The organism is Amycolatopsis ruanii, assembly GCF_003385175.1.
Taxonomy (GTDB): Bacteria; Actinomycetota; Actinomycetes; order Mycobacteriales; family Pseudonocardiaceae; genus Amycolatopsis_E; species Amycolatopsis_E thermalba.
Genome location: NZ_PQHY01000002.1, coordinates 105649 through 118817 on the forward strand (window position 1 = coordinate 105649; position 13169 = coordinate 118817).

Sequence of the window (13169 nt, forward strand, 5' to 3'; positions counted from 1 at the left end):
AGCACGGCCGGTGATCGTGGGACGCAGCAACCGCCACGAAAGGACATCCGGTGACTCAGACGGTTCCCATCCCGAACGGCCTGCCCACGGATCGCGACGCCGGCCCCTTCGACCCGCCCGGCGAGTTCACCCGCCTGCGCGAGTCCCGCCCGGTCTGCCCGCTGGTCTTCCCGGACGGCCACGAGGGCTGGCTCGTCACCGGCTACGACGAGGTCCGCCAGGTCCTGGCCGACACCCGGTTCAGCTCCCGCCTGGACCTCGGCATCATCCACGTGCCGTACCCGACCCCGGGCATGCCGCCGCAGACCGAGCCGTCCCCGCAGATGCCCGGCATGTTCATCTCGATGGACCCGCCGGACCACACCCGGCTGCGGCGCAGGCTCACCGGCGCCTTCACGGTCAAGCGGATGAAGCAGCTGGAAGAGCACATCAAGGAGATCGCCGAGCGGCACCTGGACGAGATGGCGCGCCTCACCCCGCCGGTCGACCTGGTCAAGGAGTTCGCGCTGCCGGTGCCGTCGCTGGTGATCTGCGAGCTGCTCGGCGTGCCCTACGAGGATCGGGAGACCTTCCAGCACAACGCCGCGCGGTTCATGGTCAAGGACATCGGGCTGGAGGAGAAGATCGCCGTGGTCGGCGCGCTGACCGGGTACCTGGGCGAGCTGGTCACCCTCAAGCGCGCCGAGCCCGGCGAGGACATCCTGTCCGACCTGGCCCGCCAGGACGACCTCAGCATCGAGGAGCTGACCGGCATCGCCTTCCTGCTGCTGCTCGCCGGGCACGAGACCACCGCCAACATGCTGGGGCTGGGCACCTTCGCGCTCCTGGAGCACCCCGAGCAGATGGCCGAACTCCGGGCGAACCCGGAACTGGTGCCCGGGGCGGTCGAGGAACTCCTGCGCTACCTGTCCGTCGCCGACGTCTTCTACCGCTACGCCACCGAGGACCTCGAACTCGGCGGCGAAACGATCCCGCAGGGGTCGACGGTGGTGGTCTCGCTGTTGTCCGCCAACCGCGACCCCCGGCGCTTCGACGAACCCGACGCCCTGGACGTGCACCGCAACGCCCGCGGTCACATGTCCTTCGGGCACGGCGTCCACCAGTGCCTCGGCCAGCAGCTGGCCCGCCTGGAGATGCGTGCCGGGTTCGGCGGGCTGCTGCGCCGCTTCCCGGACCTCCGGCTCGCCATCCCCGCGAACGAGGTGAAGCTGCGCACCGACATGAACATCTACGGGGTGCACGAACTGCCGGTCACCTGGTGAACTCGGCGATCAGCTTCCGGTAGGTGTCGAAGGCGGGCTTGCGGGTGTAGTCGTCCCGCAGCAGGCCGAACTGGTGGAACAGGCCGGGCTGGGCGCTGTCGGCGTCGCGCAGGGAGAAGTGGGTGTAGCAGCTCACGCCCGCGTCCGCGGCGGCCCGGACGACCGTCTCCACCACTTCGGCCTGCCGCTCGGCCGGTCGGTCCGGGCCGGTCGGCCAGCCGTGCTCGGTGATGTGCAGCGGGACGTCACCGAAACCGGCCGGCGCGAGGACGTTCTCGCGGTGGTGGCGCAGCAGGCCCGCCACCGCGGCGACCGCCTCGGCCGGGCCGACCGGCCGGAAGACGTCCGGGAAGAAGTCCAGGCCGACGTAGTCCACCTGGCGCACGAACTCCGCGCCGCCTGCCTGCGCCAGATCCGCGATGAACGACGCGCCCGGCCCGAACAGCGGCGTGGTGTTGAAGCCGACCCGCAGATCGTGCCCGAGTTCCGCCGCCCGCTCCTTGGCCGCCGCGACACCGGCCACGATCGCTTCGATCACGCGCGGGTAGTAGCCGTCGAGCACCGGGTTGTCCGGCACGTTCGGCTCCTCGGCGATCTGCAGCGTGCCGGTGACCGCGCCGTACTGCTCGACCAGCCGCCGCACGAACGCGCGGTAGCCGTCCACATCACCGCTCGGCGACTGGTACTGCGCGACGAGGTCCAGCACGCGGCCGTTTCCGGTGTACCGCGCGGCTCCGGCCGGAGTGACTGTCGCGTGTGGACCGTCCGGAGTGGAGTCATCGAACCCGAGGTAGGCGCGCACGAGGAACGGTCCCCGTTCCCGCAACGCGGTGAGCGCCTGGGTGATCCGCGCCGGATCGTCGGGTGGTCCACTGGTCAGTTGGCCGGAGTCGGTTCCGGTGACGCCGCCGGGGTAGATGCCGAAGAGCATGGTCGGTCCTTTCACGGCCAGGTCAGTGAGCCGCCGCGGATTTCGGCGACGAGGTTCTCGACCCACGCGATCTCGGCGCGGGTCTGGTGGAGCGCGTACTCGGCCTCGATGACGTGCAGGCGCGGCACGCCGCTGTCCAGCACCGCGGCCAGCCGCTCCTGATCGGCGTCGGCCCGTTCGGACAACCGCCGCGCGCGCTCGGCCAGCGCGGCGACCGCGCCGTCGGGCCCGAGCGCGCCGACGTAGGCGATCGCGCCGAGGAACTCGGGGAACTCCCGCTTCGGCTCCCGGATCCGGCTGTCCAGCCTGCGCACCAGCTCGTCGCGGCCGGCGCCGGTGAGCGCGTAGACGGTCCGTTCGGGGCGGTTGCCGCTGCGCTCGGTGCCCTGTGGAGCGATCCACTCCGCCGCGGCCAGCGCCTCCACGACGTCGTACAGCGTGCCCCGGTTGATGGCGCTCGCGCTGCGCGTACGCAACTCCGTGAACACCTGGTACGGGTGCATCGGCGATTCGAGCAGGAGTCCCAGGACCGGGAGGACCAGGGGGTTGTCCAGTGCACGACGTGGCATGGTCGAAATCTACCATCAGAAATCGACCATGACAAAGTGCCCCAAGCTGCCGCCTGTGAACCCCCCGTTAGGGTCTGGACCAGCCGTAGACGGGAGGGCCATGAGCGACCAGGGGACCGACGAGGGTTACGCCCGGGGGCTGAAGAACCGGCAGATCAGCATGATGGCGATCGGTGGCGCGATCGGTACGGGGCTGTTCCTCGGCGCCGGCGCGGCGATCGAGACGTCCGGGCCCGCGCTGATCGCCTCCTACGCCGTCGCGGGCGCGGTCATCTTCCTGATCATGCGCGCGCTCGGCGAGCTGCTGATGTACCGGCCGGTGTCGCGCAGCTTCGTCGACTACGCCGAGGAGTTCGTCGGCCGCTTCGCCGGGTTCGCCACCGGGTGGGTGTACTGGCTGATGTGGGTGGTCACCGCGATGGCGGAGATCACCGCGGCCGGGATCTACGTGCAGTACTGGTTCCCGCAGGTGCCGCAATGGGTCACCGCGGCGGTCGTGCTGGGGCTGTTGTTCCTGGCGAACCTGATCTCGGTCAAGGTGTTCGGCGAGTTCGAGTTCTGGTTCTCCATGATCAAGGTGGTGACCATCGTCGGGGCGATCGTCCTCGGCCTCGCGGTCATCGTGTTCGGCATCGGCCCGGCCGGTGAGCACGCCTCGTTCGCGCACCTGGTGAGCGACGGCGGGTTCCTGCCGCACGGCGCGGGCAGCGCGCTGCTGGCGCTGCAGAGCGTCATGTTCGCCTACCTCGGCGTCGAGCTGATCGGGCTGACCGCGGGTGAGGCGGAGAACCCGCGGGTCGTGCTGCCCAAGGCGATCAACAGCGTCATGGTGCGGATCGGCGTGTTCTACGTCGGCGCGCTGGTCGTGCTGCTGTCCCTGGTGCCGTGGACGGAGTTCCACGAGGGCGAGAGCCCGTTCGTGCGGGCCTTCGACGCGGTCGGCATCCACGGCGCCGCCGGGATCATCCAGTTCGTCGTGCTGACCGCGGCGCTGTCGTCGTGCAACTCCGGCATCTACTCGACCGGCCGGATGCTGCGCACCCTCGCGGTCCACCGGTCCGCACCGGCCACGTTCACCCGGCTGTCGAAGCGGCAGGTGCCCGCGGCGAGCATCACGGCGTCCGCGGTCGTCATGGCGGCCGGCATCCTGATCAACGCGTTCGTGCCGGAGAAGGCGTTCGCCTACATCACCAGCGTCGCCACCGTCGGTGTGCTGTGGACCTGGGGCATCATCGTCGTCTGCCAGCTGCGGTACCGCCGCCGCAGCGACCGCGGCGAGCTGCCCGCGTCGGAGTTCCGCATGCCCGGGGCGCCGTGGACCGGCTACCTCGCGCTGGCGTTCCTCACGCTGGTCGTGGTGCTGCTCGGGTTCAGCGAGGACACCCGGATCGCGCTGTACGTCACGCCGGTCGTGGCGGCCGTCATCGCCGTGGGCTACCTGCTGAGCAACCGGTCCGCGCGCGCTAAGCAGCCGGTGTGATGCGCAGGACCTTGTCGTCGCTGCCGTCCGACGTGGTCACGTACAACGCGCCGTCCGGGCCGCTGCGCACCGCGCGCAGGCGGCCGTAGGTGTCGTCGAACTCGGCCGGCAGGTAGACCTCGGTGACCGCGCCCGCGGCGTCCAGGGTGAACATCAGCATCTTCTGGCCCTTGAGCGCCACGACGGCCAGCCTGCCGTCCAGCGCGCCCCACTGCGGCCCGGACACGAAGGCCGCGCCGCAGATCGCCTCGGTGATCTCCCCGGAGGTCCACAGTGGCCGGACGGCGTCCGGGAACCGCTGCAGGTCGGTCATCGGCACGTCCTCGTCGTAGGAGTCGACGGTGCCGCCCTGCGACGGGTCCCAGCCGTAGTTGCCGCCGGCCCGGATCAGGTTGATCTCGTCGTCGAACGTCGGCCCGTGCTCGCCGGCGAAGATCTGACCGGTGCCCGGCCGCACGGCCACGCCCTGGATGTTGCGGTGCCCGAAGCTGTAGATCCGCTGCTCGTCGGGGTCGGCCGAGGAGATGAACGGGTTGTCCGGCAACGGCGCGCCGGTGTGCAGGTCGATGCGCAGCATCTTGCCGCCGAGGCTGTGCCGGTCCTGCGACACGTCCGGCCGGGCGGTGTCGCCGGTGCCGACGAGCAGCGCCCCGTCGGCGGCGATCTCCGGGCGGCACCCGGAATGCCGGCCGCTCTGGTTGACCGGCAGCCCGGTCAGCAGGTCGCGCACCTTCGTCGCGCTGCGCTTGTCGGCCGACAGCGACCAGGTGACCAGCCGGATGTCGACGGCGCGGCCGTTCTCCTGGTGCGTCTGGCAGGTGGTGAACTCGCGGCTGGTGGCGAAGTCCGGGTGCACGACCATGCCCATCAGGCCGCCCTCGCCGCGGGCCCACACGTCGGAGAAGTCGGCGGCGACCTGGGTGACCGCGGTGCCCTCGATCAGCGCGAGCCGGCCCGGCCGCTGGGTGACGAGCATCGAGCCGTCGGGCAGGAAGCCGACGTCCCAGCCGTGCTGCAGGCCGCCGGTCACGACGTCCACCTCCAGCGCGAGGCTCCGCCCGTTGACCGTGGTGGGCGCGGCGACCGTGGCGGGGGTCGACGGCAGGTCCTGGGCGGGCGAAGACGAGCAAGCCGTGACGGCCAGTCCGGCGAGCAGTACGGCCCCGATGCGGCGCATGCGGTCATTGTGCCCGTTGTCCGGTGAAGTCCCGGTCTCGATCGTCTCCTCCTCGAGGAGGAGACGATGCGGCCGCGATGCCGAGGTGATCGGACGCCGGCGTTCCTAGCGTCAATGACATGTCCATCACCAGGGAATTCCTCCGCGCTCCAGCGCACACCGGCGCGATCGCGGCCAGCTCGCGGCGCCTGGCGGCGGCCGTGGACGCCCGCATCGAGGACGAGCGGGCCGCCCACGTCGTCGAGCTGGGGCCCGGCACCGGGGTGTTCACCGAAGCCCTGCTCGCGCGGCTGAGACCTGGCGCCCGGCTGACGGCCGTCGAGGTCAACCCGCGGCTGGCCGGTGACCTCGCCCGGCGCCACCCCGGCGTCGAGGTGATCACCGGCTCCGCCGAACACCTGGCCGGTCACGTGCGCGCCGCGGACGTCGTGGTGTCCGGGCTGCCGTGGTCGCTGTTCCCCGGCGACCGCCAGGACCGCGTCCTCGACCAGGTCGGCGAGGTGCTCGCGCCGGGCGGCCGGTTCGCGACCTTCGCCTACCTGCACGCCGCGTGGCTGCCCGCCGCCCGGCGGTTCGAGGCCGCGCTGGCCCGGCGGTTCGGGTTCGTCGGCCGCAGCCGCGTGGTGTGGGGCAACCTGCCGCCCGCGTTCGTGCACCGAGCGGCCGTGACGCCGTGATCGACGCCATCGCCACCCTCCCGCCCGTGCTGGTCTACCTCGTCGCGGCGGCGGTGATCGCCGCGGAGACCGCGCTGCTGCCGGGGATCGTGCTGCCGACGTTGTCCACCCTGCTGCTCGTCGGGTTCCTCGCCGGGCAGGGGACGGTGAACCTGTGGCTCGCGATGACGGTCGTCGCCGCGGCGGCCGTGTGCGGGGACCAGCTGGCCTACCTGGAGGGACGCCGGCTGGGGCGGCGGATCCGCTCGCCGCGCTGGCGCCGGGTCGAGTCACGCATGGCGCGCTACGGGGTGGTGGCGGTGTTCGCCGCGCGGTTCCTCGCCGGGGCGCGGACGCTGATGCCGCGGGTGGCCGGCGCGGCGGCGGTCCCGTACCCGCGGTTCCTGGCGGTGAGCGTGGCCGCGGCGGTGCTGTGGGTGGTGGCCGCGCTGCTGGTGGGCAAGGCCGGCGGGTCGCTCATCGCGTGAGGATGTGGGCGGTCTCGTCGTCGGCGGGCAGGAACGTCTCCAGCCGCAGTTCCGACACCGTCACGTCGACGGCCGTGGCGAACGTGGTGATCGCGGTGAGCAGCCGCATCTCGCCGCGCGAGGTGCGCAGGACCAGCGGCACGGCGAACCCGAGGTGGTCGGCGTCCAGGTTCGGTGGGCCGGGCAGGTAGCCCTCCAGCTCGGTGAGCAGCTCCGCGTGCCGGGGGTGCGGCGCCTTCGCCTGCTCCTGCCGGGGCCGCTCCAGGACGTGCCGGGCCCAGTCGTCGAAGTTTGCGATGCGGGGTGCCATGCCACGCGGGTGCAGGGCCAGGCGCAGCACGTTGACCGGCGGTTCGAGCAGCTCGGGCGCGGCGCCCTCGGTGAGGATGCCGGCGGCCTTGTTGGTCGCGACCAGGTCGCCGAACCGGTCCACCACGATCGCCGGGTACGGCTCGTGGCCGTCGAGGAGCCGTTCCAGCGCGTCGAGCACCGGCCGCAGCGCCGGATCGGACAGGTCGGTTTCCGGGTAGCTGGGGGCGTAGCCGGCGCTGAGCAGGAGCGCGTTGCGTTCGCGCAGCGGCAGTTGCAGCGACTCGGCCACGCGCACGACCATGCCGCGCCCGGGCACCGACCGGCCGCTCTCCATGAAGCTGACGTGCCGCTGCGTGGTGCCCGCGCGCAGGGCGAGTTCGAGCTGGGACAGGCGCCGCCGGGTGCGCCAGTCCTTGAGGGCACTTCCGAATGCCGTCGTCACCCCGCATGCTTACTCCCGGGAGCGCGCTGCCCGCCATTCCCCGCGGGGAATGACCGACTGGAGGTGCCGGTGTCCGAACGGTTCACTGACGAAGAGCTGGACTTCCTCCGCTTCGCGCGGTTCGGCGAGCTGCCGCCGCGCGTCCGGCCGGACGACCTGGTGGAGGTCGTGGAGACCGAGCAGCCCGACCTGCCGGTGCGCCAGCCGTTCGACCTCGGGCCGGGCGGCCCCGCCTGACCGGCGCGAACGCAGAACTCACCGTCCCGAACGCAGAACTCACCGTCCCGAACGCAGAACTCACCGTCCCGAACGCAGAACTCACCGTCCCGAACGTGGGACTCGCGCGCCCGAACGTTCAACTCGCGCCCCGCGCGAGTCCCACGCTCCTGCGCGCGAGTCCCACGCTCCTGCGCGCGAGTCCCACGCTCCTGCGCGCGAGTCCCACGCTCCGGCGCGCGAGTTCTACGCTCCTGCGCGTGAGTTCTGCGGTCGGGCGGCATTCCCCGGCGGGAATTGCCGCCATACCGCCGTGGCGGCGAGTCTCGGCGGCATGCAGATCGGACTCCTCCTGCCCGCCGGGCAGGCCCAGCTCGAAGCCGGCGGTTCCGTCGGCGACATCGTGGACATCGCCGTGCGCGCCGAGCGCCTCGGCTTCGACTCGGTCTGGGTGGGCGACTCGCTGTCGCGCGCCCGGGTCGAACCGCTCACCCTGCTCACCGCCGTCGCGCAGGCCACCGAAACCGTCCGGCTCGGCACCGCGGTCCTGATGCCCGCGTACCGCCACCCGGTGCAGGCCGCGCTCACGCTCTCCTCGCTCGACCTCGTCTCCGGCGGACGCCTGATCCTCGGCGTCGGCGCCGGCTTCCCCGGCCGCAGCGAGCACGAGTTCGACCTGGCCGGCGTGAACTTCAAGACCCGCTTCTCGCACCTCGACGACACCGTCGCGCTGTGGCGGCAGCTGTGGACCGGCAGCCCGAAGTCCTTCCACGGCAAGGTCCTGCACTACGACTGGCTGCCCGAGGTGCCGCGCCCCGCCCAGCCCGGCGGCCCGCCGGTGTGGCTCGGCGGCTTCACGCCGGCCGCGCTGCGCCGCGCCGGGCAGCTCTACGACGGCTGGCTGCCCTACCCGCCCGACCCGGCCGACTACGCCAGCGGCCTGGCCACCATCCGCGAGCACGGCCGCGACGTCACGCCCGCGCTGTTCGCGACCGTCCACCTCGGCGCGGGCACGGCCGCGCTGGAGGAGTACTGCCAGGCGACCTACCAGGCGCCACTCGACTGGGTGGGCCAGATCCAGGTGATGATCTCCGGCGGCCCGGACGAGCTGATCGCCCAGCTCAGGCGCTTCGTCGACGCCGGTGCGCGGCACATCCTGCTGCGCGTCGCGGCCCTCGATCCGCGGGTGATCGACCACCAGCTCGCGGGACTCGCCGAAATTTTGTCGCCCCTGCGACGTACCCTGGAACCCGAGAGCCCCTGATCCCTCCGTGAACCCGGGCAGGGGTGTGCCCGCGTGCTCCAGGGAGATCGTTTCCGTGTCCGATCCGCAGTTGTCCGGCCTGCTCTCCGCGGTCCTGCCCGACCCCGCCCTGCGCGCGGTGGTCGAGCGGGCCGGCGCGCCCCTGCTGGAACTGTCCGGCGCCACGGCCACCCGCCAGCTGGTGGTCGCGGCACTGGCCGCCGACGCCGGGGCGGGCCGGCCGGTGCTGGCCGTCACAGCCACCGGCCGCGAGGCCGAGGAGCTGACGGCCGCGCTGGCGAGCCTGATCGGCCCGGAGGCGGTGGCCGACTTCCCGTCCTGGGAGACGCTGCCGCACGAGCGCCTGTCGCCCCGCGCGGACACCGTCGGCCGCCGCCTGGACGTGCTGCACCGCCTGCACACCGGCCGCGCTCCGCGCGTGGTGGTGGCCACGGTGCGCAGCCTGATCCAGCCGATGGCGCCGGGCCTGGGCAGCCTCGCGCCGGTCGAGCTGCGGGCCGGCGAGGAGGAGGAGTTCGAGGGCCTGCTGGACCGGCTCGTCGAACTGGCCTACACGCGCGTGGACATGGTCGAGAAGCGCGGCGAGTTCGCCGTGCGCGGCGGCATCCTGGACGTCTTCCCGCCGACCGCCGACCACCCGTACCGCGTCGAGTTCTGGGGCGACGAGGTCAGCGAGGTCCGCGCGTTCGCGGTGTCGGACCAGCGGTCATTGCCCGGCGAACTGTCCTACGTGTACGCCCCGCCCTGCCGCGAGCTGCTGCTCACGCCGGAGGTGAAGGCGCGCGCCGGCGAGCTGGCCGAGCGGTACGCGGCCGACGCGCAGCTGGCCGAGATGCTCACCAAGCTGGCCGGCGGCATCCCGGTCGAGGGCATGGAGGCCCTCATCCCGGTGCTGTGCGAGGGCGAGCTGGAGCTGCTCACCGACGCCATGCCCGAGGGCACCCACGTCGTGCTGGCCGACCCGGAGAAGATCCGCGCCCGCGCCGCCGACCTCGTGCGCACCGGCCAGGAGTTCCTGGAGGCGTCCTGGATGTCGGCGGCCGGCGGCGGGCAGGCCCCGATCGACCTGGGCGCGTCGGCCTACCGCAACCTCGAAGAGGCCGCCAAGCACGCCGGCGAGACCGGTCGCGCGTGGTGGACGCTGTCGCAGCTGACCAGCGAGGACGCCGACGTCATCCAGATCGGTGTGGAGGCCTCGCCCGCCTACCGCGGCGACCTGGAGCGCGCGGTCACCGACCTGCGCGCCCACCTGGCCGCGGGCGGCACCGCGGTGCTGGTGGTGGCCGGGCACGGCACCGCCACCCGCGCGGTCGAGCAGCTGTCCACCGCCGGGATCTCCGCCACGCACGCCGCGGACGGCCTCCTCAGCCCGCCCGCGCCGGGGATCGTGACGGTCGCCTGCGGTGGCCTCGCCGAGGGGTTCGTCGCACCCGAGCTGCGGCTGGTCGTGCTCACCGAGGCCGACCTGACCGGCCGCGGCGCCACCGCCGGATCGTCGACCCGTGATCTGGGCGCGAAGATGCCCTCGCGCCGCCGCAACGCCGTCGACCCGCTGGCGCTCAAGCCGGGCGACTACGTCGTGCACGACCAGCACGGCATCGGCCGGTTCGTGGAGATGGTGCAGCGCACGGTGGGCGGCGCCACCCGCGAGTACCTGGTGCTGGAGTACGCCTCGTCCAAGCGCGGCCACCCGGGCGACCGGCTCTACGTGCCGAGCGACCAGCTCGACGAGGTGTCCCGCTACGTCGGCGGCGAGCTGCCCACGCTGAACAAGCTGGGCGGCTCGGACTGGAAGAACACCAAGGCCAGGGCGCGCAAGGCGGTCAAGGAGATCGCCGCCGAGCTGGTGCAGCTCTACGCCGCCCGCCAGGCCTCGCCGGGCCACCCGTTCGGCCCGGACACGCCGTGGCAGCGCGAGCTGGAGGACGCGTTCCCGTTCACCGAGACCAACGACCAGCTCGCCGCCCTCGACGAGGTCAAGGCGGACATGGAGCGCGGGGTGCCGATGGACCGCGTCATCTGCGGTGACGTCGGCTACGGCAAGACCGAGATCGCCGTGCGCGCGGCGTTCAAGGCAGTCCAGGACGGCAAGCAGGTCGCGGTGCTGGTGCCGACGACGCTGCTGGCCCAGCAGCACCTCAACACGTTCGCGGGCCGGATGGCGTCGTTCCCGGTCAACATCAAGGGCCTGTCCCGGTTCACCGACAAGATCGAGGCGGAGGCGACGCTGGCCGGGCTGGCCGACGGCACGGTCGACATCGTGATCGGCACCCACCGGCTGCTGCAGACCGGCATCCGCTACAAGGACCTGGGCCTGGTCATCGTCGACGAGGAGCAGCGGTTCGGCGTCGAGCACAAGGAGCACATCAAGGCGCTGCGCACGCACGTCGACGTGCTGACCATGTCGGCGACGCCGATCCCGCGGACGCTGGAGATGTCGCTGGCCGGCATCCGCGAGATGTCCACGATCCTGACCCCGCCGGAGGACCGGCACCCGATCCTGACCTACGTCGGCGCCTACGACGACAAGCAGGTCGCCGCCGCCATCCGGCGCGAGCTGCTGCGTGACGGCCAGGTGTTCTACGTGCACAACCGGGTGTCCTCGATCGAGAAGGCGGCGCGCCGGATCCGCGAGCTGGTGCCCGAGGCACGTGTGGTCACCGCGCACGGCCAGATGAACGAGGACAAGCTCGAGAAGATCATCCAGGGCTTCTGGGAGCGCGAGTACGACGTGCTGGTCTGCACCACGATCGTGGAGACCGGTCTGGACATCTCGAACGCGAACACGTTGATCGTGGAGCGCGGCGACCTGCTCGGGCTGGCGCAGCTGCACCAGCTCCGCGGTCGCGTCGGCCGCGGGCGGGAGCGCGGGTACGCCTACTTCCTGTACCCGCCGGAGAGCCCGCTGACCGAGACGGCGCACGACCGGCTCGCGACGATCGCGCAGAACACCGAGCTGGGCGCGGGCATGGCGGTCGCGATGAAGGACCTGGAGATCCGGGGCGCCGGGAACATCCTGGGCGCCGAGCAGTCCGGGCACATCGCGGGCGTCGGGTTCGACCTGTACGTGCGGCTGGTCGGCGAGGCGGTCGACGTGTTCCGCCGCAGCGCCGGCGACGCGCCCGCCGAGGAGGAGGAGCTGCGCGAGGTCCGCGTGGACCTGCCGGTGGACGCGCACATCCCGCACGACTACGTCCCCGGCGAGCGCCTGCGGCTGGAGGCCTACCGCAAGATCGCGGCGGCGGTGGACGACGACCAGCTGCGCGCGGTCGAGGAGGAGCTGATCGACCGGTACGGCCAGCCGCCCGCCCCGGTGCAGCGGCTGCTCGCGGTGGCGCGGTTCCGGCACGTCTGCCGCGCGGCGGGCGTCACCGAGGTTTCCGCCCAGGGCAACAACATCCGGTTCGCGCCGCTGGAGCTGATGGATTCGCAGATGGTCCGGCTCAAGCGCCTGTACCCGAAGGCGAACTACAAGGCCGCGATGCGGATGGTGTCGGTGCCCAAGCCGACCGAGGGCCCGGCGGGTGGCCGCATGGGCGCTCCCGCGTTGCGTGACGACGCCCTGCTGGACTGGTGCACCAAGCTCCTGATCAACTTGACCAAGAAACCCGCACCCGTCGGTTAGGAGAACCCGTGGTCACGCGGAACGAGGAGAAGAGCCGCTACGAGATCTTCGTCGGGGACGAGCTGGGCGGGTTCGCCGAGTACCGCGAGCGCGGGGACAACGTGATCTTCACCCACACCGAGATCGACGACGCGTTCTCCGGGCAGGGGCTCGGCTCGAAGCTGGCGTCCGCGGTGATCGAGGACGCGGTGCGGCGCGGCAAGACGATCGTGCCGCTGTGCCCGTTCATCGCGGCCCACCTGCGCAAGCACCCCGAGCACGACGCGCACGTGCGGTGGCCGGACGGGCAGTGACGTCCGGGTCCCACGACACCCGCCTGGTCGTGGGGCCCGTCTCGGTCGGCTCAGTGGTCGTTCACGTAGGACCTGCTGGTCCAGTTGCCGGCGCCGTCCTCGTTGCCGAAGTAGACCCAGATCCGCCTCCCCTCGGGGAGGTTGTAGGCGCCTCCGTCCTTGGCGCGGCGCGTCACGCAGGTCCCCTTGCCGTTCGTGGCGTAGGCCGAGTACCGCGGATCCCCCTCGTCGCCGACGTACACGTGCATCCGGGCCGCCTTCCCGTCGGCCTTCGTGTCGCACACGCTGAGCACGTCGCCGTTTTCCTTGACGTAGACCTTCGCGGTGCCGTCGTTGTCCGGCCAGACGTGGTCGTAGTCCACGTCCGCTGAGGCGACGCCCGTTCCCGCCAGTACGGCTGTGGTGACGGTGGCGATCGTGCCCGCGGTGAGCAGGGTCTTGCGCAGTTTCATGA

General features: G+C 72.0%; 13 protein-coding genes. 8 read left to right on the plus strand and 5 right to left on the minus strand.

Going from position 1 to position 13169, the window contains the following annotated elements; genetic code table 11:
- Positions 1-50 precede the first annotated feature (50 nt).
- Positions 51-1262 carry a cytochrome P450 gene (locus tag D0D28_RS01625; protein WP_116109456.1) on the plus strand — a complete coding sequence of 404 codons (1212 nt, stop codon included), beginning with the start codon at positions 51-53 and terminating at the stop codon, positions 1260-1262.
- On the opposite strand, the gene D0D28_RS01630 is transcribed toward D0D28_RS01625, so the two are convergent.
- Both D0D28_RS01630 and D0D28_RS01635 read right to left on the minus strand, forming a co-directional pair.
- Positions 1252-2193: a hypothetical protein gene (locus D0D28_RS01630; protein ID WP_116109457.1), complete on the minus strand. Its 942-nt coding sequence runs from the start codon at positions 2191-2193 to the stop codon at positions 1252-1254. The genes D0D28_RS01625 and D0D28_RS01630 overlap by 11 nt on opposite strands.
- 11 nt (positions 2194-2204) lie before the next feature.
- Complete coding sequence (locus tag D0D28_RS01635; RefSeq protein ID WP_094004587.1) at positions 2205-2762, minus strand: PadR family transcriptional regulator; 558 nt, start codon at positions 2760-2762, stop codon at positions 2205-2207.
- Positions 2763-2862: 100 nt separating this feature from the next.
- Here D0D28_RS01635 and D0D28_RS01640 point away from each other — a divergent pair, with 100 nt between their 5' ends.
- On the plus strand, positions 2863-4242 hold the full coding sequence (locus tag D0D28_RS01640) for an amino acid permease (RefSeq protein WP_116109458.1): 1380 nt from the start codon (positions 2863-2865) through the stop codon (positions 4240-4242).
- Here the strand turns inward: D0D28_RS01640 and D0D28_RS01645 are convergent.
- Positions 4226-5419, minus strand: coding sequence for a PQQ-dependent sugar dehydrogenase (locus D0D28_RS01645; RefSeq protein ID WP_116109459.1), 1194 nt, complete (start codon positions 5417-5419; stop codon positions 4226-4228). The two genes, D0D28_RS01640 and D0D28_RS01645, sit on opposite strands and share 17 nt — an antisense overlap.
- 119 nt (positions 5420-5538) lie before the next feature.
- Between D0D28_RS01645 and D0D28_RS01650 the strand changes: the two genes are divergently transcribed.
- On the plus strand, positions 5539-6096 hold the full coding sequence (locus D0D28_RS01650) for a class I SAM-dependent methyltransferase (RefSeq protein ID WP_116109460.1): 558 nt from the start codon (positions 5539-5541) through the stop codon (positions 6094-6096).
- Positions 6093-6563: a DedA family protein gene (locus tag D0D28_RS01655; RefSeq protein WP_115944301.1), complete on the plus strand. Its 471-nt coding sequence runs from the start codon at positions 6093-6095 to the stop codon at positions 6561-6563. The genes D0D28_RS01650 and D0D28_RS01655 overlap by 4 nt, the downstream gene beginning before the upstream one ends.
- Here the strand turns inward: D0D28_RS01655 and D0D28_RS01660 are convergent.
- Positions 6553-7317 (minus strand): helix-turn-helix transcriptional regulator, encoded by a 765-nt coding sequence (locus D0D28_RS01660; RefSeq protein ID WP_094004752.1) that lies wholly within the window; start codon positions 7315-7317, stop codon positions 6553-6555. The two genes, D0D28_RS01655 and D0D28_RS01660, sit on opposite strands and share 11 nt — an antisense overlap.
- A gap of 69 nt (positions 7318-7386) precedes the next feature.
- On the opposite strand from D0D28_RS01660, the gene D0D28_RS35985 reads away from it, so the two are divergent.
- The 4 genes from D0D28_RS35985 to D0D28_RS01675 all read left to right on the plus strand — a co-directional run bounded on the left by D0D28_RS35985 (position 7387) and on the right by D0D28_RS01675 (position 12715).
- Positions 7387-7554: a hypothetical protein gene (locus D0D28_RS35985; protein ID WP_167481462.1), complete on the plus strand. Its 168-nt coding sequence runs from the start codon at positions 7387-7389 to the stop codon at positions 7552-7554.
- Between the two features lie 313 nt (positions 7555-7867).
- Positions 7868-8797 carry an LLM class flavin-dependent oxidoreductase gene (locus D0D28_RS01665; protein ID WP_094004591.1) on the plus strand — a complete coding sequence of 310 codons (930 nt, stop codon included), beginning with the start codon at positions 7868-7870 and terminating at the stop codon, positions 8795-8797.
- A 55-nt stretch (positions 8798-8852) separates the two neighbouring features.
- Entirely contained in the window at positions 8853-12422 is a 3570-nt protein-coding gene (gene mfd, locus D0D28_RS01670) for a transcription-repair coupling factor (RefSeq protein ID WP_429728188.1), read from the plus strand.
- A gap of 8 nt (positions 12423-12430) precedes the next feature.
- Positions 12431-12715: a GNAT family N-acetyltransferase gene (locus tag D0D28_RS01675; protein WP_094004592.1), complete on the plus strand. Its 285-nt coding sequence runs from the start codon at positions 12431-12433 to the stop codon at positions 12713-12715.
- 50 nt (positions 12716-12765) lie between these two features.
- Here D0D28_RS01675 and D0D28_RS01680 read toward each other — a convergent pair whose 3' ends face one another.
- Positions 12766-13167, minus strand: a complete 402-nt coding sequence (locus D0D28_RS01680) for a hypothetical protein (protein ID WP_094004593.1) — start codon at positions 13165-13167, stop codon at positions 12766-12768.
- Positions 13168-13169 lie beyond the last annotated feature (2 nt).